Origin of the sequence: Micromonospora sp. C81 (genome assembly GCF_018070425.1) — a bacterium.
Classification (GTDB): domain Bacteria; phylum Actinomycetota; class Actinomycetes; order Mycobacteriales; family Micromonosporaceae; genus Micromonospora; species Micromonospora zamorensis.
The window spans coordinates 156500-180520 of the sequence record NZ_JAGPXS010000013.1 but is presented as its reverse complement, the minus strand read 5'-3'; the positions used below and the strand labels follow the sequence as shown (position 1 = coordinate 180520).

Below are 24021 nucleotides of genomic sequence, written 5' to 3'. Positions count from 1 at the left end.
CGCATCGGAACAACGACAGCTGTCGCATGAACGACTGATCACCTTTACCGGCGTGGGTAGCTTCCGAGCCGTGGGGGCGACCGATCGTCGTGTCACAGCATCCCCGCGCCGCAGCCGCTTTACCGGTGCCGCCGACCCAGGTCGACAAACCGTCACAGCAGGCTCGGATGCGAAGTCAGGAGCCATTGCTGGACCGGGCCGCCGCGTGGGCGGATCCGGCCGTTGCTGGCATCACGAAGGAGACGGACGCGATGACCGACGTCATGCGGCCCCGGCAGGCGACGCCGGTCGTGCCGCGCCGCCGCGACAGTGCCGGCGCCCTGGTCGCGGCCACCCACGAGCAACGCCAGATGTGGTCGTTGAGCCGTCTCGACCCCGATCCGGCCAGCTACCTGGTGCCGTTGGCGTACCGGCTGGTCGGGCCACTGGACGTCGCGGCACTGGCCGGGGCGCTCGACGCCCTGGTGGCCCGGCACGCCGCGCTGCGCACCACGCTCGCACCCGGCGGCCCCGGCTCGGGGCCAACCGAGGTCGACGACGCCGCGCCGCGCCTGGTCCAGGTGGTCGGCGAGCCGCAACCAGGACTGTTGCGGGTGCACGATCTGGGCGGGCTGCCCGCGTGGCAACGCGACCAGGAGATGCAGGCCCGGATGCACGCGGAGACGCGTGACCCGCTCGACCTGGAACTCGGACCGGTGCTGCGGGCCAGCCTGCTGCGCTTCGCTGCCGAGGAGCACGTGCTCCTGCTGACGTTCCACCACGTCGCCGTCGACGAATGGTCGCTCGGCATCCTGCACGACGAGTGGGAACGGCTCTACGCCGCGCACCGCACCGGACGACCGGCTGACCTCGGCCCGGTCGTCGTCGACCAAGCCGATCATGCGGCGTGGCAACGCGACTGGCTCGCCGGGGCCGAGGCGGCGGCGCAACGCGACCACTGGCACGCGCAACTCGCCGACGCGCCCGCCGTCCTGGAGCTGCCCACCCGCGGACCCCGGCCCGCGGTGCCGTCGGGTGCGGGGGCCACAGTGTCGTTCCCGCTGGACGTGCCCACCGAGGGGCTGCTGGCGCTGTGCCGACGACTCGGCGTCTCCCCGTACATGATCATGCTCGCCACGCTGCACGTCCTGTTGGCACGCTGGACCGGGCAACGCGACATCGTGGTGGGAACGCCGGTGGCGAACCGCCGGCGCTCCGAGGCGCAGCAGCTCGTCGGGCTGCTGCTCAACACCGTCGCGGTCCGGGCCCGGCTGGACGACGACCCGTCGTTCGAGACGCTGCTCGCACGGGTGCGCACCGCCGCCGGCAACGCCCTGGACAACGGCGAGCTTCCCTTCGGGACACTGCTGGAGTCGCTGCGCCCGGCCCGCAGGCCCGGCTTCGCCCCGCTGTTCCAGGTGATGTTCGTGTACGGCCGTGAGACGGCACCACCCGACCTGGACGGCATCGAGGTCACCCCGATCGACGTGCCCGGGACCACCGCAAAGTTCGACCTGACCGTCTCGGTACGGGAGAACGCCGCCGGTGTGCGGACCGTGCTGGAATACCGCACCGACCTGTTCGACGACGGCGCGATGGCCCGCCTCGCCGGGCACTTCCAGACGTTGCTGCGCTCGCTGGTTGCCGAGCCCGGCGCACCGGTCGGCTCGGCCGCGATGCTCACCGCCGACGAGTACCGGCAGCTCGTCGTGGCTGCGAACGCCACCGCCACCCCCACCGAGCCGGACGACCTGGTCCACGTGCTCATCGAGCGGCAGGCGCGCCGAAACCCCGACGGCGTGGCGGTGACCGACGGGGACACCGCGCTGAGCTACCACGAGCTGCACACCGCTGCCGAGGCGCTGGCGGAGACGCTACGCGGGCGGGGCGTGGGCATCGGCAGCCTGGTCGGAGTGCTGCTGCCGCGTGCGGTCCCGTTCGCGGTGGCGGTGCTCGCCGCACTGCGGGCCGGCGCGGCCTACGTACCCATGGATGCGGCGAACCCGCCCGCCCGGCTGCGGTATCTGATCGAGGACACGGCCGCGCCGGTCGTCCTCACCTGCGCGGAGCTGGCGCACCTGGTGCCCGACGGCCTGGCGCTGCTGGTGCCGGACGGCCCTGCGCTGGCGGCGCCGGGCCGGCACACGCCGGTCCCTGCCGCGCAGCCCGGTGGCGCCGCGGCCGGTCCGCGGCGACGAGCGCGACGGCGGCCGGAGCCCTCGACGGACGACCTCGCGTACGTCATCCACACCTCCGGGTCCACCGGCCACCCCAAGGGCGTCATGGTCACCCACCGGGGGGCCTGCAACTACGTGCGCTGGGCCGCCCAGGCCTACCGGCTGCGGCCCGGGGACACCGTTCCGCTGCACTCGTCGGTCGGGTTCGACCTGACCGTCACGAGCCTGCTCGTCCCGCTGGTCAGCGGGGCAACCGTGCTGATGCTCGGAGAACACCTCGGCCCGGAGGCGCTCGGCGAGGCGCTGCGCCACCAGCGGCAGGCCTTCGGCCTGGTCAAGATCACCCCAGCTCAGCTCGACCTCGTCAACCATCAGCTCAGCCCCGCCGAGATGGCCGGCCGCACCCGGTGCTTCGTCATCGGCGGCGAGAATCTGCGCGCCGACCAGGTGGCGCCGTGGCGGGCACACGCCCCCGACACCACGCTGGTCAACGAGTACGGGCCGACGGAGACGGTGGTCGGCTGCACCGCGTACGAGGTCGACCCGGCCACCCCGGTCGACGGGTCGGTCCCCATCGGTCGGCCGATCGCCAACACCGAGCTGTACGTGCTGGACAGCTGGGGCAACCCGGTCCCGGTGGGCGTTATCGGCGAGCTGTACGTCGGCGGAGCCGGCGTGGCACGCGGCTACCTGCACCAGCCCACGCTGACGGCAGCGCGGTTCGTCCCACACCCGTTCTCGCCCGTCGCCGGAGCCCGGCTGTACCGCACCGGCGATCTCGTGCGACTGCGTCCCGACGGGAACCTGGAATACCTGGGCCGCACCGACAGCCAGGTCAAACTGCACGGTTACCGGGTGGAGTGCGGCGAGATCGAGGCCGCCATCCGCCGATGCCGGCCGGACAGCGACGTGACGGTGCAACTGCGCCGGGACGACCCGGACGACCCGCGCCTCGTCGCGTACGTGACGGGCGGAGCCGGCGTGGCCAGCAGAGCCGGTGGGGCGGAGACCGACGCGGCGGCCCTGCGGGCGGCGCTCGCCGCCGAACTGCCCTCCTACCTGGTGCCCGCCGCCGTCGTCTTCCTCGACGCTTTGCCGCTGACCCGCAACGGCAAGATGGACGTCGCCGCGCTGCCCGCCGCCGGTCGGGAGGTGCCCCGGCAGCGCGCCGAGGCGGACCCGGTTCGCCCGACGCCCGAACAGCCGGCGAGCGCACCCGTCGAGCCCGGACCGGCCAACTGGGACGCCGCCCGGATCGGGCTCGAACGGCTGGTCGTGGACGTGTGGCGGGACGTGCTCGGCGTCGCGCAGGTCGGGACGCGGGACAACTTCTTCGACCTCGGCGGCCACTCGATGCGCCTGCTGGCTGTCCTCAAGCGACTGCACGAGCGGCTCGGTGACGTCGTCACGGTCACCGACCTGTTCCGCAACCCCACTGTCGAGTCCCTGGCGACGTTCCTGACCACGGCCACCACCGGCGCGCAAGCCCCGGTCGCCCCGGCCACGACGGCCCGCGTCACCCGGCCACGGACGGGCACCACGGCCCAGCCCGGCGGCCTGATCGCCGTCGTCGGCATGGCCTGTCGCTTCCCCGGCGCGCGGACCATTGACGAGTACTGGCACAACATCCGCGCCGGAGTGGAGTCGGTGCGGGAGTTCAGCGTCGAGGAGATGCTGGCCGACGGGGCCGACCCGACCCGGCTCGACGATCCCGCGTACGTCCGCTCCGGCACCTGGCTGCCCGGGATCGACGAGTTCGACGCCGCCTTCTTCGGCGTCACGCCCCGGGAGGCGCAGACCCTCGACCCGCAGCACCGGATGCTGCTGGAGTGCGCCTGGCACGCGCTGGAGCACGCCGGTTACGACCCGGCGGGTCACGCCGGCCGGATCGGCCTGTTCGCCGGGTCGGGTCGCAGCACGTACCTGCTGGACAACCTGAGCAGCCATCCGGAGCTGATGCACACCATCGGCGAACACCAGTTGTCCATCAACAACGACAAGGACTTCCTGCTCAGCCGTGTCGCGTACAAACTCGACCTGACCGGCCCCGCCGTCACCGTGGCCACGGCGTGCTCGACCTCGCTGGTCGCCGTGCACCTCGGCCGGCAGAGCCTGCTGACCGGTGAGTCCGACCTGGTCCTGGCCGGCGGGGTCAGCGTCTTCCCGGCGCAGCGGCGCGGCTACCTCTACCACGACGGCGGGGTCTACTCCCCCGACGGACACTGCCGGCCGTTCAGCGCCGACGCGCGGGGCAGCATCGCGTCCAGCGGGGTCGGCATCGTCGCGCTCAAGCGGCTGGAAGACGCGGTCGCGGACAACGACAGCGTCTACGCCGTGATCCGCGGTTCCGCGATCAACAACGACGGCGCTCGCCGCACCGGCTACACCGCGCCGGGCGTCGACGGCCAGGTGGCGGTGATCAGCAGCGCCCTCGCGTCGGCCGGCGTGCAGCCCCGCTCGGTGAGCTACGTCGAGGCGCACGGCACCGGCACCAGCCTCGGTGACCCGATCGAGGTGACGGCCCTGACCGAGGCGTTCCGGCGGGGCACCGACGACCAGGGCTTCTGCGCCCTCGGCTCGGCCAAGGCCAACATCGGCCACACCGACGCCGCCGCCGGTGTGGCCGGGCTGCTCAAGACGATCATGGCGTTGCACAGCCGTACGCTGCCGCCCACCATCAACGTGAGCCGACCCAACCCGGCGATCGACTTCGAGAGCAGCCCGTTCTACCTGAACGACACCGCCCGACCGTGGCCCGGCGACGAAGGCCCGCGCCGGGCGGGGGTCAGCTCGTTCGGCATGGGCGGCACGAACGCCCACGTCGTGCTGGAGGAGCCGCCGGCCACAGCCGCCGCGCCGCCGGCCACGCCGGCCACCGGGCCGCACCTGCTGGTCCTGTCGGCGCGTACGGTCGAGTCGCTGGATCGGCAGACGCGTCAGCTCCGCGACTGGGTCGGCGCGCACCCCGACGTGGACCTCGCCGACGTGGCGGCGAACCTGGGCCGGCGCCAGCCGATGACCCACCGCCGTTTTCTCGTCGCGGCGGACCACGCCGACGCGCTGGTCGCCCTCGACGCACCACAACGGCAGTTCACCGGCGTTCATCCCGGTGGCCATCGGACCCTGGTGTTCGCCTTCCCGGGGCACGGTGCGCAGCACGTGGCGATGGGCGCCGGTCTGTACCGCGCGGAGGCGACCTACCGGGCGGTGGTGGACGAGTGCGCAGAGCTGCTCCGCGACGACCTCGGCCTCGACCTGCGTACGCTGCTGTGCCCAGCGCCCGACGGCCACCCGGAGGCGGAGCGGCTGCTCGCGCGGCCCGGGTTGATCCAACCCGCTCTGTTCGTCACCGGGTACGCCCTCGCCCGGTCGCTGCTCGCCCGCGGGGTGACCCCGGACCTGATGGTGGGACACAGCCTCGGCGAGTACGTCGCGGCGTGCCTCGCCGGCGTCTTCTCCCTGGCCGACGCGCTGCGGCTGGTGAGCGCCCGCGGTGAGTTGGTCGAACGGACCCCGGCCGGGGCGATGCTCGCGGTGAGCCTGCCGGAGACGGCGGCGGCAGGGCTGGCGGTGGACGGTCTGTCGCTGGCCGCCGTCAACGCACCCGAGCTGTGCGTGCTGTCCGGCGCACCGGAGGCGATCGAGGAGCTGCGCCGGCGGCTGACCGCCGACGGGGTCGGGTGCCGGCCGCTCCGGGTCACCCGGGGCTACCACTCGGCCCTGCTCGACCCGGTGCTCGACGAGTTCGCCGAGCACGCGCGGCGGGTGACCTACCACGAGCCGCAACGCCCGTACCTGACCAATCTGACCGGCGGTCCGGTCGCCTCCGGGCAGGTCACCGACCCCGCGTACTGGGTACGGCACATGCGGGAGCCGGTCCGGTTCGCCGAGTCGGCAGCGCTGCTCGCCGAGCAGGACGTCGTCCTCGCGGAGCTGGGTCCCGGACACGCCCTCGGTGGCCTCGCCCGGTTGGCCGGGGTGCGGCCCGGTCAGGTGGTGGCGGCGATGCGGCATCCGCGAAGCGACGCCGACGACCTCACCACGATGCTCGACGCGGTGGGCCGGCTGTGGCTGTCCGGCGGGCGGGTCGACTGGCAAGCGTTCCACGGCGGCCCACGTCGCCGCCTGGCCCTGCCCGGCTATCCCTTCGAGCGGCGCCGCCACTGGCTGGACGCGATGTCGCGGCCCGACACCGCGCAGCCCGCACCCGTCCCGTCCAGCGCTACCGCTCCGGAGGCACCCGGGCAGGTCGAGGCCGGCAACCGCCCGCCGGTCAGCACCGCCTACGTCGCCCCGAGCACGCCCGGGCAGGAGATCGTGGCGGACCTGTGGAGCGAGCTGCTCGGGATCCGGCCGATCGGGGCGCTCGACAACCTCTTCGAGCTGGGTGGGCACTCGCTGCTCGCCACCCAGTTCGTCGTGCGGCTGCGGGCCCGACTCGGCGTCGCGCTGCCACTGGAGACGGTCTTCGCGACGCCGACCGTCGCCGGGATCGCGGCCACGCTGCCGCAGACCGACCCCGCACCCACCACCACCGTCGCACCGCAGCCCAGCGTCGCGCCGACCATCCCCCGCGCCGAGCCCGACGCCGGGCCCGCGCCGCTCTCCTCCGGGCAGCACCGGCTGTGGTTCCTCGACCAGGCGTACGAGCAGAGCGCCTACACCGTCGGCACGGCACTGCTGCTCGACGGCACCCTCGACGTCGACGCGCTGCGCGCGGCCCTCGCGGAGCTGACCCGGCGGCACGAGTCGCTGCGTACCGTCTTTCCGCTCGGACCCGACGGTGACCCGGTGCAGCAGGTGCTGCCGCCCGGCCCGGTCGACCTGCCGATCGTGTCCGCCCCGACCGGCGCGGACGACACGTCCCCGGTCGCCCGCAGCATCGTGGAACCGGCGGTCGCCGACGCGGTGCCGCCGTGGGCCCACGCCGCCCTCGCCGCCGACGTCGGACGCCCGTTCGACCTGGCCCGCGGGCCGCTGTTCCGTGCCGTGCTCCTGCGCATCGCCGACGACCGGCACGTGCTGTCGATGACCATGCACCACGCCATCTCCGACGGTTGGTCACTCGGCATCGTCGCCAGCGAGGTGGCCACCCTGTACGGCGCCGCCCTGGACGGTCGCGCCGCACCGCTGCCCGAACTGGCCGTCCAGTACGGCGACTACGCCCGGTGGCAACGCGGCCGGCTGGCGGACGTCGACAGCGACGACATGCGGTACTGGCGCGAGCAACTCGACGGGGTGGCGAGCGTCCTGGAGGTGCCCACCGACCGGCCCCGACCACCCGTGCAGACCTTCCACGGCGCGGTGCACACCCGGGTCCTGTCCCCGCACGCCGCCGACGAGCTGCGCCGGTTCAGCCAGACCCGGGGCGCCACCCTGGCCATGACGGTGCTGTCCGCCCTGAAGGCGCTGCTGTGGCGCTACACCGGCCAGCGGGACATCTGCATCGGCACGCCGGTCGCCGGGCGGGTACGCGCCGAACTCGAACCGATGGTCGGCTTCTTCGTCAACATGCTGCCGTTGCGGACCTCGATCGACGGCGAGTGGACCTTCGAGGAGCTGCTCCAGCAGGTCCGGCGCACCGCCCTGGGCGCGTACGACCACCAGGAGGTGCCGTTCGAGCGGCTGGTGGATCTCGTCGACGCGCCCCGCGACCTCAGCCGCAACCCGCTGTTCCAGGTGATGTTCAACCTGCTGAACCTGCCCGAGCGGCGGGACCTGGGAACCGCAGGGCTGCGGATGGTCCAGTTCGCCGTCGAGCCGGGGATCGCCCAGCAGGACCTCGCCCTGTACGCGTACGAGGTGACCGAGGGGCTGCGGTTCCGGTTGGAGTACAACACCGACCTGTTCGACGCGGCCACCGCCGAGCGGATGATGGGGCACCTGGAGACGCTGCTCGCCGCTGCCGTCGCCGACCCCGACGTCCGGTTGGCGGATCTGGCCGTCCTCACCCCCGCCGAGCTGACCCGCGTCGACGAGTGGAACGACACCGCCACCCCGCTCGGCTGGGCGACGCCCGGTCGGGACGGGGGGACGCCGACCCTGGTCGAGCTGATCGCACACCAGGTCGCCACGAACCCCGACCGGCCGGCCGTGACGTTCGGGACCACCACACTCACCTACGCCCAGCTCAACGCCCGGGCCAACCGGCTCGCGCACCGGCTCCGCCGGGCCGGGGTCGGCCCCGACGGCACTGTCGCCGTCTGCCTGCACCGCTCCGAGGACCTGCCGGTCACGCTGCTCGGTGTGCTCAAGGCCGGCGGCGCGTACGTCCCGGTGGACCCCGACTATCCGATCGAGCGGCAGCGGTACGTGCTGACGCACAGCGGTGCGAGCGTCCTGATCACCGAACCGGGCCTGGCCGACCGCTTCACCGGGTACGCGGGCGAGCTACTGCACACCGACACGAGTGCGGGCATCGGGCCGGAGACCGACCCTGAGCCGCTGGCCGGGCCGGACCATCTCGCCTACGTGATCTACACGTCCGGGTCCACGGGCCACCCCAAGGGCGTCCGGGTGACGCACGACGCGATCGTCAACACCCTGGCGGCCATGCGGGAGCGGCCCGGCCTGACCAGCGACGGCACGGTGCTCGCGATGGCCAGCTTCGCTTTCGACATGTCCGTACCGGAGCTGTTCCTGCCCCTGGTCGTCGGCGCGCGGATGCTGCTGGTGGGCCGCGACGTCGGTTACGACGCGCCGCGACTGGCCGCGCTGCTCGCCGCGGAGGGGGTCACCCTGGCCCAGGGCACCCCGGCGACCTGGCGGCTGCTGATCGAGTCCGGCTGGGCCGGGCTGCCCGGCCTGACGGCGGTGTGCGGCGGCGAGGCGGTGTCCGCGCCGCTGGCCCGGCAGCTCGCCGAGCGGGTCGGCGCGTTGTGGAACCTCTACGGCCCGACCGAGGCCGCCGTGTGGTCCACCATGGAACGGCTCGAACCCGACGTCACCCACCTCAGCATCGGCCGCCCGATCGGCAACGTACGCGCCTACGTGCTCGACCCGCGACTGCGTCCCGCTCCGGTGGGCGTGCTGGGTGAGCTGTACCTCGGCGGCGCGGGGCTGGCGCGTGACTACCACGGCGACCCCGACCTCACGGCGCAGCGGTTCGTGTCGGACCCGTTCTCCGCCGGCCGGCTCTACCGCACCGGGGACCTCGGCCGGTGGTTGGCCGACGGCCGGATCGAGTTCGTCGGCCGCAGCGACTCGCAGGTGAAGGTGCGCGGATTCCGCATCGAACTGGGCGAGATCGAGGCGGTGCTGCGCCGCCACCCGGAGGTCCGCGACACCGCAGTGGTGGTCCGCGAGGACGACGGCGAGAAGAGCGTCGTGGCCTACCTGACGCTGACCACCGGAACGGCGGCCGACCGGGACGGATCCGACGGCGGGGCGGCAGGGCAGCCTGTACCCGACTTCGACGCCGACCCCACGCCCTGGCGGGCGTTCGCGCGCACCTACCTGCCCGACTACATGGTCCCGTCCGCGTTCGTGGTGCTCGACCGGATGCCGCTGAGCGCCAACCGCAAGGTCGACCGGGCCGCCCTACCGGCACCGGTACGCGGCGGGGCTGGCGTCGGCGCGGCACCGCCCGACACTCCGCTGCGGGCGGCGCTGGCGAAGCGGTGGGCGGCGGTGCTCGGCTACGACACCGTCGGCATCGACGACGACTTCTTCGACCTCGGCGGCGACTCCTTCAAGGCCATCAAGGCGTTGGCCGGCAACGACCCGGCGATCAGCGTCCTCGACCTGTTCCGCCACCCGACGATCCGCTCGTTGACCGAGCACCTGGACGCGACCGGGGGGTCCGCCGGGCGGCTGCTGCACGAGCTGACCCCGGCGCTACCGGCGACGCCGACACGGCTGACGCTGGTCTGCGTACCCTTCGCCGCCGGTAGCGCGATCACCTTCCAGCCGCTGGCGGACGCCCTCCCGCCCGGCGTGCGGCTGTACGCCCTGGAGCGCCCCGGGCACGACGTGAACCGCCCGGACGAACCCCTGCTGGGCATGGACGAGCTGGTGGACGGCTGCGTGGCCGAGGTCGTGGCGGGGATCAGCGGCCCGGTGGCGGTGTACGGGCACTGCATGGGCGGCGCCGAAGCGGTGGAGCTGGGCCGTCGGCTGGAGGCGGCCGGTGTGGAGCTGACCGGCGTGGTCATCGGCGCCCACTTCCCCGCCCCTCGGCTGCCCGGCCGGGTGTTCCGCTGGCTACGGCAGTGGTTTCCGACGGAGCGATGGACGTCGAAGCGGCGGACCCTGGAGTCGCTGCGGGCGATGGGCTTCTTCACCGAGGTCTTCGACGAGCGGGAGAAGGACTTCGTGATGCGCGTGGTCCTGGCCGACGCCGCGATGGGCGAGGACTACTACACCGACGTCTACGACAACGGTCTGCCCAGGAAACTGTCGGCCCCGATCGTCTGCGTGGTCGGTGGCGGAGACCGGGCCACCGAGCTGTACCAGGAGCGCTACCTGGAGTGGGAGTTCTTCTCCGACCGGGTGTCCCTGGAGGTCATCGAGGGCGCCGGCCACTACTTCGCCAAGCACCAACCCGCCGAGGTGGCGCGCATCATCCAGGCGACCTGCGATCCGTCGAACGCGACGTCCGCCAAGCCGCCGCCCGCCACGGTTACTCCGCCGGCCGACGCCGCGCCCCCGCCAGCCGCCGTGGTCGTGCCGGCGACGGACGGCACCCCACCCGCCGTACGTCGGGCGATGCCCAGCCTCACCGTGTTCTACCTGATCGCCCTGGGTCAGCTCGTCTCGCTGATCGGCAGCGGACTGACCGGCTTCGGTATGGGCCTGTGGGTGTACCAGCAGACCGGGTCGGTCTCGTTGTTCGCCACGGCCACCGTCCTGGCGCTGCTGCCCGCCGTGGTGCTGTCCCCCATCGCGGGGGCGCTGGCCGACCGGTGGGACCGGCGGCTCATCATGATCGTCGCGGACTGCGTGGCAGCCACCGGCACGGTGAGCCTCGCCCTGCTGCTGTGGCTCGGCCAACTCCAGCTCTGGCACGTCTTCACCGCCATCACCGTCACCGCCGTGGCTACCGCCTTCCAGCTACCCGCCTACCTGGCGGCCGTCACGCAACTCGTGCCCAAGCGGTACTACGGGCGCGCCAACGGCATCGTCTCCCTGGGCACCGCGACGAGCACGGTGCTGGCGCCGCTGCTCGGCGGTGCGCTGGTCATCGCGGTCGGGCTGCGCGGCGTCGTGATCATCGACCTGCTCACCTTCGCCGTCGCGGTCACCGTCACCCTGTCGGTCCGGTTCCCGAACACCCTGTTCGTCCGGCGCGAGGAGACCTTCCGGCGGGCGGTCCTGGGCGGTTGGCGGTTCATCGTGCGCCGCCACGGCCTGGTGGCCCTGGTCGTGCTGACCGCGTCGCTCAACTACTTCTTCGCCATGGTCGAGGTCCTGGTCACCCCGCTGACCCTGTCGTTCGGTGACCCGGCGGTGCTCGGCCGGGTGCTCGCCGCCAGCGGCGTCGGCATGCTCGTCGGCTCGGTCCTCATGGGAGTGTGGGGCGGCACGGCCCGGCGGACCACCGGCATCCTGGCGAGCGTCGTGCTCCTCGGCGCGTCGCTGCTCACTGTCGGCCTGCGCCCGAGCCCACTGTTCCCGGCCCTCGGCCTGTTCGGCATGGGCCTGGCCACGGCCCTGGTCAACACGCACTGGTTGGCCATCGTGCAGGCCAAGGTCGGGCTGGAGCTGCAGGGCCGGGTGCTCTCGATGGGCCAGATGCTGTCCTGGCTGATGGTGCCGGCCGGTTTCCTCACCGCCGGTCCGCTCGCCGAGCACGTGTTCGCCCCGATGGTGTCGCCCGGCGGCCTGCTGTCCGCTGTCGTCGGCACCGGCCCGGGCCGCGGCATGGCCCTCACGGCGATCGTCGCCGGCCTCTGCTCGCTCGCCCTGGCCGCCGTCGGCATCGCCTACCGACCGATCCGCCACGTCGAGGACGAGCTGCCCGACAACGACCCCGGCACTGTCATCGTCGCCGACAAGGACCGCCTCCAGGCCGAGGCCGACCGACGGCTCGCCGAGCACCGTGCTGGGGGCCCGCAGCGGGCCGAGCCGGTCCCGGTGGGCGGGCGCGGTGGTCGTCGATGAGCGCCCCCGCCCGGCCCGCCGGCCCGACCCGCCGAACCGTGGGCCGACGCGCCACCGGCGTACCAGCCGACGTCGACTGTCTGCACCGGATGGTGGCCGCGCAGGCCGCCCGAACCCCTCACGCCGAGGCGGTACGGCACGCCGACCGCACGTGGTCGTACCGGGACCTCGATGAGGCGGCGAACCGGCTGGCCCGGGTCCTGCTCGCGCGCGGGGTGAGCCGGGAGGACCGCGTCGGCGTCTGTCTGCCCCGGACACCCGAACTGGTGGTCGCCCTGCTCGCCGTACTCAAGGCCGGCGCCTGTTACGTCCCGCTGGACCCGGCGTACCCGCCGGCCCGGGTGGCCTTCATGGCCGCCGACTCCGGGGCCCGGCTGGTGCTCACCCGCGCCGACCTCGCCGACCGGTTCCCCGACCTGGCCGTCCCGATCGACCGACTGGACCCGCCCGGGGACGGCACCGACCCGGCGGTGCCGACGACCCCGACGGACCTGGCGTACGTCATCTACACCTCCGGCTCCACCGGACGGCCCAAGGGCGTGGCGATCGAGCACCGCTCGGCGTCGGTGCTCATGCACTGGATCCGGCAGAGCTTCGACGACGCCGAACTGGGCGGCCTGCTCGCCGCCACCTCGGTCTGCTTCGACCTGTCCGTCTTCGAGATCTTCGGCCCGCTCTGCTGGGGCGGGCGGGTGCTGCTCGTCGACGACGTGCTGGCCCTCGCCGCCCCCGGCGTGGACCGGCTGCCCGTCACACTGGTCAACACCGTGCCCTCCGCGATGGGGGAACTGCTCACCGCCGACGCCCTGCCGGCGAGCGTGCGGACGGTCTGCCTCGCCGGTGAGCCACTCACCGCCGCGCTGGCCGCCCGGGTGTGGTCGCGTCCGCACGTCCGCCGGCTCTGCAACCTCTACGGCCCGTCGGAGGACACCACCTACTCCACCTGGGCGGAGGTGCCGCCGGACAGCGGGGACCCGCCGATCGGCCGGCCCCTGCCGCAGACCCGGGCCTACGTCCTCGACCCCGAGGGGCGGCCGGTCCCGCCGGGCGACCCGGGTGAACTCCACCTCGCCGGGGCGGGCGTGGCCCGGGGCTACCTCGACCGCCCGGAAGAGACGCGGGCCCGGTTCCTGCCCGACCCGTTCCGCCCCGGCGAGCGGATGTACCGCACCGGCGACCGGGTCCGGCTGCGCCCGGACGGGCAACTGGCCTACCTGGGCCGACTCGACGACCAGGTGAAACTGCGCGGCTACCGGATCGAGCTGGGTGAGGTCTCCGCCCGCCTCGCGGCCCTGCCCGGCGTACGCGAGGCGACCGCCGCCGTCCGGAAAGGGCCGAGCGGGGATCCGCTGCTGGTCGGCTACCTGGTCGGCGAGCGGCGCGACGACGTCCGGGCCCGGCTGGCCGGGGTGCTGCCCGCGCCGCTGGTCCCCGCGGCGGTGGTCTGGCTGGACCGGCTGCCCACCCTGCCCAACGGCAAGGTGGACCGCTCGGCACTGCCCTCCCCCGCTCTCGGCGGCGACGCCGGGCCCGGCGCCGGGCCGTTCGACGGCATGCTCGCCGAGGTGGCGGCCGTGTGGCGCGAGGTGCTCGGCGTGCCGGTGACCACCGCCGACGACGACTTCCTCACCCTCGGCGGAGACTCCCTGCTCGCGGTCCGCTGCGCCACCCGGCTGGCCGCCGCGACCGGCCGGCCGGTCCACGCCGGCGACCTCTTCGCGCATCCGACCGTCGGCGCGCTGGCGGCCCACCTCGACGGGCTGGCCGTCGACCCGACGCCGCTCGGGGAACCCGTCGGCCCGGCACCGGCCGGCCCCGCGCCGCTGTCGGCCGCGCAGACCCGGCTGTGGTTCCTGCACCGGCTCGACCCGGCGGACACCTCGTACCTGCTGGCCTTCGCGGTGCGGTTCGACGCGCCGGTGGACCCGGACCGGCTGGCCCGGGCGCTGGGTCGGGTGGTCGAGAAGCATCCGGCCCTGCGCACCGTGTTTCCGGTCGGGCCGGACGGGCCGGTGCAGCACGTCCTCCCCGGCGCCGGGGCGCCGCCGCTCGTCGCGCCGGCCGAACCGGGCACCCCGCTCGACGAGCGGCTCACCCAACTCGGCGTCGAGGCCACCCGGGCCCCCATGGACCTGGCCACCGGACCGTTGCTCCGCGCCCACCTGGTGCCGGACACCACCGGCCGTGCGGTGGCGCTGCTGCTCGTCGTGCACCACATCGTCTGCGACGACTGGTCGTTCGGCCTGATCGTGCGGGAACTGGCCCAGGCGTACGACATCGTCGCGGCAACGGCCCCGGAGCCCTCGGTGGTCGGCCCGGCGGCGTTCGCCCTGGCCCAGCGGGACTGGCTGGCCGGTCCGGCGGGACGGCGGGCGCTGGCCGACCAACTCGACGAGCTGCGCGGCGCACCGGATCTGCTCGACCTGCCCGCGGCGGGCCGGCTCGACCGACGCGCGGCGCAGGCCGGACCGCACCGGGCGCCGGCCGGCGCCACCCTGCGGACCACAGTGGACCCGGAAACCGCCGACGCGGTACGCGAGCTGGCTCGGGCCGAACGGGTCAGCCTGCACATGGTCGGGCTGGCCGCCTTCGCGACAGTGCTCGGCGCCGCCACCGGCCGGCACGACCTGCTGATCGGCGTGGCCTTCGCCGGCCGGACCAGTGTCGCCGCCGAACGAAGCGTCGGCTGCCACGTCAACACCGTGCCGCTGCGGCTGCGCCCCGCGCCGGAGCGCGGTTTCGCCGACCTGCTCGCCGAGGCCCGCCGGGTCACCCTGTTCGCCGCGGCCCACCAGGACGTGCCCTTCGACCTGCTGGTGGAGCGGCTACGGCCCACCCGCCAGCCGCACCGCACCCCGCTGGTGCAGGTCGCCTTCGGCGTGCAGAACGCCCCACCGGCCCGGCACCGCACCGCGGCCGGCGTCCAGTTCACCGGCGTGGAACTGACGCCGGACACCGCCCGCCTCGACCTGACCCTCTGGCTCGACGAGCGGCGGGACGGGCTGGCGGCGCTGTGGACGTACCGCACCGACCTGTTCGACCACGACGGGGTGGTCACCTGGCACCGCCGGTTCACGGCGTTGCTGCGGACCGCCGCCGCCGACCCCCGACGCAGTCTGGCCGACTGCGTCGACACCCTGGGAGCGAGAGATGACTGAGCAGACCCGGGTCGCGCGGAGCATTCCCCGTCGCGGCCGTGAACGGAACCTGGTGGACGTCCACCCCGACTGGCCCGGCGGCCCGCTGCCGGCGCTGATCCGGGCCAACACACCCGACGTGGACCTGGCCAGCTGGCTGGCCGGACGCCGCGACGAGGTCGACGAGCTGGCCCGCCGGCACGGGGCCGTGCTGTTCCGTGGCTTCGCCGTGGCCGGCGCCGAGGACTTCCGCACCGTGATGGCCGCGCTCTCCGACGAGGTCCTCAGCTACGGCGAACGGTCCTCGCCGCGCAGCCAGGTCACCGAGGGGGTGTACACCTCCACCGAGCACCCCGCCGACCAGCCGATCGTGCTGCACAACGAGCAGTCGTACACGGTGAACTGGCCCCTGCGGATCGTGTTCCACTGCGAGGTGGCGCCGGGCGCGGGTGGGCGTACCCCCCTCGCGGACAGCCGCCGGGTGCTCGCCCGGCTCCGCCCGGAGACCGTCGCCGAGTTCGAGCGGCGCGGGGTGCTCTACCGGCGCAACTACCTGCCCGGCATCAGCCTGACCTGGCAGACCGCGTTCCAGACCGAACGACGGGAGGACGTCGAGGCGTACTGCGCCCGCGCGCTGATCGACGTGGAGTGGGTCGGCGAGCGGCAGTTGCGCACCCGGCAGGTCCGCCCGGCGGTACGCCGCCACCCGGTCACCGGCGAGCGGACCTGGTTCAACCACGCGCTGTTCTTCCACGTCACCTCCCTGCCCGACGATGTCAGCGCAGGGCTGCGGGCCGCCCTGGGCGAGGAGGACCTGCCCTACCAGACCGCGTACGGCGACGGCACGCCCATCTCCGACGAGGTGCTGGCCGAGCTGCGGGCCGCGTACGCCGCCGAGACCCGCTCCTTCGACTGGCAGCGCGGGGACGTGCTGCTGGTGGAGAACATGTTGGCCGCGCACGCCCGGGATCCGTTCACCCCACCTCGGCGGATCCTCACCGCCATGTCCGATCCGACCGCCGCGCCCGAACTGACCGAGGCGAGCCACCCGATGCCGGCTCCGACCGGGGACCGGGCATGAGCGGGCCGGCGCCGCGTCGACGCGCTACCGGCACGGTCAGCTCGCCGGTGTCCCGGCGGGTGCTCGTGGACGACCGGTTCGTGCTGCTCGTCGAGGCCGCCGTGCCCGACCTCGACCTGGCCGGTTGGCTCGCCGGCAGGCGCGAGGAGCTGCTCCGGGACTTGGACGAATACGGGGCGGTGTTCTTCCGCGGCTTCGAGGTGCGCACCCCCGACGACTTCAGCCAGGCCGCCCGGGCGGTCAGCCCGGACCTGCTCGGCTACCTGGAACGGGCCGCGCCCCGGCACGAGGTCGCCGACCGGGTCTTCACCTCCACTGAGTTCAACGCCGAGCAGTGGATCCCGCTGCATCACGAGATGTCGTACTCGCACAACTGGCCCAGCTACCTCTACTTCTGGTGCGCGCAGCCGGCAACCGGCAGCGGCGGGGCCACCCCGCTGGCCAGCGAACGGGTCATCACCCCGCTGATCCCCGCCGACGTCCGGGAACTCTTCCTCCGCTCCGGGGTCTGCTACGTGCGCAACTACGGCCCGCACCTGGACCTGCCCTGGCAGGAGGCGTTCCAGACCACCGACCGGGCCGAGGTGGAGGCGTACTGCCACGCCTCGGCGACCGAGTTCACCTGGCTCGGCTCCGACGGCCTGCGAACCAGGGCCCGGCGGCAGGCGGTCGCCACGCATCCGCGTACCGGGGAGACGGTGTGGTTCAACCACGCCCACCTGTTCCACGTGTCGAACATGCCGGCCGAGGTGTCCGGCGCGCTGCTGCGCGAGTACGGCCCGGACGGGTTGCCCCGCAACGCGTATCTCGGTGACGGGCAGCCGATCCCCGACGAGGTGGTCGCCGGGCTGCGCGAGCTGTATCGGGAACACGCGGTGTCGGTTCCCTGGCAGCGCGGCGACGTGCTGGTGGTGGACAACTTCCTGGCGACCCACGGTCGCGAACCCTTCAGCGGCGACCGGCAGATCCTGGTCGCCATGTCCGACCTCTACATCAACCGGAGCGTTCTGTGAACGGTTACCGTCTGTCCCCCGTCCAGCGGCTCGCCTGGTCGGCCAAGCAGGACCTGGTCCGGGCGCGGGTGCGGTTGGACCGCCCGCTGGACCGGGCCCGGTTGCAGAGCGCCCTGGACGCGGTGGTGGCCCGGCACGAGGCGCTGCGCCTGACCCTGGTGCACCACCCGGGTCTGCGGGTGCCGATGCAGGACGTCGACGACGACCGCAGCGTCACCGTCGGCGCGCAGGGCGAGCTGTCGGTGACCCTCGCCGACGATGCGCTGGAGCTGACCGCCACCCCGCTGATCGCCGATCCGGCCAGCCTGCGTCTGGTCCTCGCCGACCTGTCCCGGGCGTACGCCGGCGAGGCGTTGCCGCAGGATCCGGAGGCGTTGCAGTTCCTCGACGTCGCCGAGTGGCAGCTTGAGGAGCGCGAGCAGGCACCGGCCAGCGCCGCGCCGACCGCACCGACCGCCCGACTGGTCACCCCGCACGGGGACGACCCGACGGCCGTGGTGTCCGCGACCGTTTCCGCCGCCGAGCTGACCGACGTGGCGCGGGCTGCCGGTGTCGAGCCGGAAACCGTGCTGCTGGCCGCGTGGGCGCTCGCGGTGTCCCGCCGCGCCGAGGCGCCCGAGGGCGCCGACGAGGTGGACCTGGTGCTGGCCCGGTGGAGCGACGGCCGCCATGCCGCTGGCACCGCCGAGGTGGTGGGTCCGCTGGGTGGCTACGGCCCGCTCCGGTTGGCCCTGCCGCTGCCCACCGCGCCCGCCGACCTGCTGGCCGTCGTCCGCGCGGCCGAGAGCACCGCCGACGACACGTTCCACCTGGTCGACCCGGTGGACGAGCAGTCCGGGGCGGTGGCGGGCTTCGCGGTGCTCCCGGCTGCCGCGCCGGCCACTGTGGCCGGGCTCGGTGGAGTCGCCGTGCACGTCGTCACCCCACCGGCGGCGGCCGGCCCGCAGCTGACAGTGCTGGCCGAGGGCGACCGGGTCACCTTGGACGTGGTCGGCGGCCAGTGGCTGCTCGACGCGCTGCTGGCGGTCCTGCGGACCCTGCCCGCCGCGCTCTCCGGCGCCGACGTGCCGTCGGTGCTCGGCGAGGCCGAGGGCCGCTGGCTGACCGACGCGGCGGGAACACCGTCGCAGGCGTCGGCGCGTACCCTCGTGGACCTTTTCGACGCGGGCCTGGCGGGGATGAACGAGCAGGCCGTGGCGGTGGTCGACGCGGACGGCGCGTACACGGTCGGTGAGCTGCGGGAACGGGCCGCGCGGGTGGCCGGGGCCCTGGCCGCGCGCGGCCTGTCCGGCGCCCCGGTCGGCGTGCTGGCCGACCGGTCCCGGGACACCGTCGTGGCGTTCCTCGGCGTGCTGCGCGCGGGGGCGGTCTTCGTGCCGTTGGACCCGGACGCCCCGCCCCGGCGGCTCGCCGCGCAGATCCGCGCGGTCGGCGCGGAGGTCGTCGTGGGCGACGGCGGTGCGGGGACCGTGACCGTCGGCGACCTCGTCGCGGCCGGCGACCGCCCGCCCGCCGCGGTGCCGACCCCGACCGACCCGGCGTACGTGATCTTCACGTCCGGCTCCACCGGCACTCCCCGACCGGTGCAGGTGTCGCACGGCGCCGCCGCGCACCTGGCCGACGCCCTGGAGCAGGTCGTGTACGCGGGCAGCCGCCCCGATCTGCGGGTGGCGGTGAACGCCCCGCTCACCTTCGACGCCAGCGTTAAGCAGCTCGTGCAGCTCGGCCACGGCCGCAGCCTGTACCTGGTGCCCGAGCAGGTCCGCCGGGACGGGACCGCACTGGCTGCCACGCTGGCCGACCACGGTGTCGACGTGCTCGACCTGACCCCCTCTCAGCTGCGCATCCTGCTCGCCGGGGCGGGTGACATCCGGCTGCCCGGCCTGCTGCTGCTCGGCGGCGAGGCGATCGCACCCGACCTGTGGGAGACCCTCGCGCCGCTGCCCGACGTCCGGGCGGTCAACCTGTACGGCCCGACGGAGTGCACGGTGGACACCACTGCGGCGCACGTGCGTGCCGGGGAGGCCCCGACGATCGGCCGACCCCTGCCCGGCGTCGCGGTGTGGGTGCTCGACGAGCAGCTGCGTCCGGTGCCGCCGGGCGTGGCCGGTGAACTCTGCGTCAGCGGCCCGCAGCTCGCCGACGGTTACCGGGGCGACCCGGAGGCCACCGCCCGGCGGTTCGTGACCGTGGCGCTGCCGTCCGGGCGCACCGAGCGGGTGTACCGCACCGGCGACCGGGTCCGCTTCGACGCCGACCGGCGGCTGCGCTACCTGGGTCGGCTCGACGACCAGGTGAAGATCCACGGGTTCCGGGTGGAGCCGGGCGAGATCGCGGCCACGCTGCGCGAGCACCCGGAGGTGGCCGACGCCGCGGTCGTGGCCCGCGACGACGACGGGCACGGCGACCGGCTCGTCGCCTACGTCCGCCCGGGTGACACACCGACCACTGTGGACGTCGACCGGATCGCCGGGGTCAACCCCCACGAGACCCGCTACCTGTACGACGAGATCTTCGTCCAGCAGGTCTACCTGCGCGACGGCATCGTGCTGCGGCCCGGGGCCACCGTCCTGGACGTGGGCGCGAACATCGGCATGTTCTCGCTGTTCGTGAACGCCGTCTGCCCGGACGCCACGATCCACGCGTTCGAGCCCGTGCCGTCGGTGGCCGACCTGTTGCGCCGCAACGTCGCCGAGTTCGGCGCGCCGGCCACCGTGCACGCCGTCGGGCTGTCCCGGGCTGCCGGAGAGGTGTCCTTCACCTACTACCCGGGCTACTCGATGATGTCCGGCCACGCCGCGTACGCCGACCCGGACGCAGAGGTGGCGGTGATCAAACGGTTCCTCGCCAACGAACGCGACGCCGGCGCCGACCGCGAGGTGCTGCTCGGCCGGGTCGACGAACTGCTCGCGGAACGCTTCGCCGGCCGGGAGCTCACCGTGCCGGTCCGGCCGCTGTCGGCGTTCCTCGACGAGCTCGCCCCGGAGCGGATCGACCTGCTGAAGATCGACGTACAGCGGGCCGAGGCGGACGTGCTCGCCGGGCTGGACGATCGGCACTGGCCGCTGGTCGCGCAGGTCGCCATGGAGGTGCACGACGCGCCCGGCACCGACACCGAGGGCCGACTGGCCGAGTTGGTCGCCACCTTCGAGGCGCGGGGCTTCGACGTGGTGACCCTGCAGGACGACCTGCTGATCGGCACCGACCGGCACACCCTGCACGCCGTGCGCCCCGAGTATGCCGCCGATCCACGCCCGGCCGTGGTCGTCCCGGCCGGGCCGACGGCAGAGCCCCTCGACGAGCGGCTCACCGGCTGGCTGGCCGACCGGCTCCCGGCCCACCTGGTCCCGGCGGCGGTGGTGCTCCTCGACGAGCTGCCGCTGACCCGCAACGGCAAGCTCGACCGGGCGGCGCTGCCCGTGCCCCGCCTCGACCGGCCGCAGAGCGGCACGGTGGTGGCGCCTGCCGACCGGGCCGAACAGATCCTCGTCGAGGCGTGGCGCGAGGTGCTCGGGGTGGCGACCGTCGGCGTGACGGACAGCTTCTTCGCGCTCGGCGGCGACTCCATCCGCAGCATCCAGATGCAGGTCGCCGCGAACAAGCGAGGGCTGTCCTTCCGGCTCAGCGACATCTTCACGTACCAGACGATCCGCGAGTTGGTCACGCACGGCGAGATCACCGTCGCCGGGACCGACGCGGTGGCCGGCTCGGCGTCGGTCCCGGCGGCCGGACGCTTCGCTCTGGTGGCCGCCGCCGACCGGGAGCTGCTGCCCGCCGGGCTGGCCGACGCGTACCCGATGACAACCCTCCAGCAGGGCATGGTCTACCACTGTGAGCTGACCGGGGACCCGGCGATGTACCACAACGTCACCGCGCACCGGATCGCCGCGCCGTTGGACGCGCCCGCGCTGCGGCGCGCGCTGGCCGGTCTGGTGGCCGCCCATCCGGTGCTGCGGACCGGGTTCGCGCTGGGCGCGTACTCCGAGCCGTTGCAGCTCGTGCACGCCGACGTGCCGGTCGAGGTGCCGGTGACGGATCTGACCGGTGTCGACGCGCACACCCGCCGGGCCCGGGTCGACGAACTCGTGGCGGCCGAGCGGGTACGCCCCTTCGACCTGGCCCGACCGCCGCTGCTGCGGTTGCACGCCGTCCGGGAGGACGCCGACGCGTTCACCCTGATCATCGCCGAGTACCACGCCATCCTCGATGGCTGGAGTCTGCACCTGTTCCGCACCGACCTGCTCGCCGCGTACGACCGGGAGCGGGCCGGCGCCTTCCATCCGGCCCGCCCCGGTCTGCCGTTCCGGGAGTACGTGGCCGCCGAGCGACGGGCCCGGACCGATGAGGCCAGCCGCCGGTTCTGGCTGGACGGTCCCGGCGCGGTGCCGCCGCTGCTGCTCGGCGGGGCAGCCCCACGGACCACCACCACCCAGCAGGTGCCGTTGCGAGCCGGCACCACCGACGCGGTCACCGAGGCGGCCCGGGCCGCCGGCGTACCCGTCAAGTCCTGGCTGCTCGCCATCCACCTGCGGATGCTCGGCGAACTCACCGGCCGCGACGACGTGGTCAGCGGACTGGTGGTCGGTGGGCGGCCGGAGGGCGAGGGCAGCGACGCCACCCTCGGGTTGTTCCTCAACACCCTGCCGGTCGGTGTGGAGCTGGGCACCCGTTCGCTGGCCGAGCTGGCCGCCGAGGTGTGGCGGGCCGAACGGGACATGATGGGGCACCACCGCTTTCCGCTGGCGGAGATCGTCCGGGCCGGAGGGGTCGGGCCGCGCTTCGACCACTTTTTCAACTGGACGCACTTCACCAACGACCCGGCCGGTGGCGGCCCTCGCATCGTGGACAGTCGGGGCGTCACCGTCGATGTGGCGTTCAGCCTCGCCGTCGACGCCGAGCTGGACGCGGACACCGGCCGCCTCGCCCTCACCCTCCAGTACGACCACCGCACCGTCGCCGGGGACCGGGTCGACGCGTTCGCCGACGGCTTCCGTCGCCTGCTGGCGGCCGACCCGCAGGCGCCGCTGCCCGCCGTTGCCAGCGGTGGGCAGGCGGCCGGCGATGCGTGGGCGACCCGGGTGGCGGCGGCCTGGCAGGAGGTGCTCGGGGTCGCGCCGGATGATGCGGCGACCGGATGGTCGGCCGCCGGCGGTGACTCGCTGCGCGCGCTGCGGCTGGTCACCATGCTGCGGCAGCGTCACGGCAGCGACCTCACGCTGCCCGAGTTCGTGACGCTGGGCAGTTACGGCGCACTGGTGGACCGGGTGGCCCGGTCATGACCGGTCTCAGCACCTCCGCCGTGCACGGCGACGACGGACTGGTCCCGGGCGGAGCCGTCGCGCCGCCGATCGTGCAGAGTGTCACCTTCAGCGCCGACTCCGACGAGCAGTTCACCGCGATCGCCACCGAGACGCGGGGCAGCGCCTTCTACACCCGCTACGGCAACCCGAACCACGCCCAGGTGGCCGCCGTCGTCGCCGAGCTGGAAGGCGCCGAGACGGGGCTGGTCACCGCCTCCGGGATGGGGGCGGTCAGCACCATCGCGCTGGCCCTGCTCTCCGCCGGCGACCACGTGGTGGTGCAGCGCAGCACGTACGGCGGCACCACCTCGCTCGCCACCGGCCTGCTGTCCCGGTTCGGGGTGTCGTACACCCAGGTGGACCAGACCGACACCGAGGCGTTCGCGCGGGCGATCCGGCCGCGGACGCGGCTCGTGCTGGTGGAGACGCCGAGCAATCCACTGCTGGAGCTGACCGACCTCACCGCGGTGGTGGAGGTCGCCCACGCGGCCGGCGCGCTGGTGGTGGTCGACAACACCTTCGCCACACCGGTCAACCAGCGTCCGATGGCAGCCGGGGCGGACCTGGTCTGGCACAGCGGCACCAAGTTCCTCGGCGGCCACTCCGACGTGTCGGCGGGGGTGGTCGTCGGCTCCGCCGAGCTGGTCGAGCGGGTGTGGCAGACGGCCATCGTCACCGGCGCCACCCTCGGCCCGGTGGACGCGTGGCTGCTGCTGCGCGGCATCCGTACGCTGCCGCTGCGAGTGGAGCGGCACAACGCCAACGCCCTGGCCCTGGCCCACGCGTTGGAGGAGCATCCGGCGGTGGCCCGGGTCCGTTACCCCGGGCTGCCGTCGCACCCGCAGCACGCGTTGGCGCGGCGGCAGATGACCGGCTTCGGCGGGGTGCTCAGCGTCGACCTGAGGGCCGGGCGGGCCGGAGCCGCCGCACTGCTGGACGGGCTGCGGCTGGCCAAACGAGCGGCCAGCCTCGGCAGCGTCAGCACGCTGGTGGTGCACCCCCGGTCGATGTGGGCGGGCATCGTGGACCCCGAGCAGTTGGCCGCGACCGGCATCGGGGACGGGCTGGTGCGCGTCTCCACCGGCATCGAGGACACCGCCGACCTGGTGGCCGACTTCCTCGCCGCGGCGGACAAGGCGACCGCGGCGAGGGATTCCACTGCCAACTGAGCTCGAACCGGCGACCCGGGCCGCCGGCTCACCCACCACCGGGACGGGGACGTCCCGGCCCGAC

General features: G+C 74.0%; 6 protein-coding genes. All 6 read left to right on the top strand.

The window, feature by feature from the left end:
• The first annotated feature begins 167 nt into the window (after window positions 1-167).
• From KBX46_RS21550 to KBX46_RS21525, 6 genes are read left to right on the top strand one after another with little or no spacing between them, the layout of a single operon-like run.
• Window positions 168-12257: a non-ribosomal peptide synthetase/type I polyketide synthase gene (locus tag KBX46_RS21550; protein ID WP_210793821.1), complete on the top strand. Its 12090-nt coding sequence runs from the start codon at window positions 168-170 to the stop codon at window positions 12255-12257.
• Window positions 12254-15415, top strand: coding sequence for a non-ribosomal peptide synthetase (locus KBX46_RS21545; RefSeq protein WP_210793820.1), 3162 nt, complete (start codon window positions 12254-12256; stop codon window positions 15413-15415). The genes KBX46_RS21550 and KBX46_RS21545 overlap by 4 nt, the downstream gene beginning before the upstream one ends.
• A complete protein-coding gene (locus KBX46_RS21540; protein ID WP_210793819.1) occupies window positions 15408-16475 on the top strand; it encodes a TauD/TfdA family dioxygenase in 1068 nt (355 codons plus the stop codon). The genes KBX46_RS21545 and KBX46_RS21540 overlap by 8 nt, the downstream gene beginning before the upstream one ends.
• The gene (locus tag KBX46_RS21535) at window positions 16472-17488 is read left to right on the top strand and encodes a TauD/TfdA family dioxygenase (RefSeq protein ID WP_210793818.1); all 1017 of its coding nucleotides are present in this window, start codon (window positions 16472-16474) and stop codon (window positions 17486-17488) included. The genes KBX46_RS21540 and KBX46_RS21535 overlap by 4 nt, the downstream gene beginning before the upstream one ends.
• The gene (locus KBX46_RS21530) at window positions 17485-22767 is read left to right on the top strand and encodes a non-ribosomal peptide synthetase (RefSeq protein WP_210793817.1); all 5283 of its coding nucleotides are present in this window, start codon (window positions 17485-17487) and stop codon (window positions 22765-22767) included. The genes KBX46_RS21535 and KBX46_RS21530 overlap by 4 nt, the downstream gene beginning before the upstream one ends.
• A complete protein-coding gene (locus tag KBX46_RS21525; RefSeq protein ID WP_210793816.1) occupies window positions 22764-23957 on the top strand; it encodes a PLP-dependent aspartate aminotransferase family protein in 1194 nt (397 codons plus the stop codon). The genes KBX46_RS21530 and KBX46_RS21525 overlap by 4 nt, the downstream gene beginning before the upstream one ends.
• The last annotated feature ends 64 nt before the right edge of the window (window positions 23958-24021 follow it).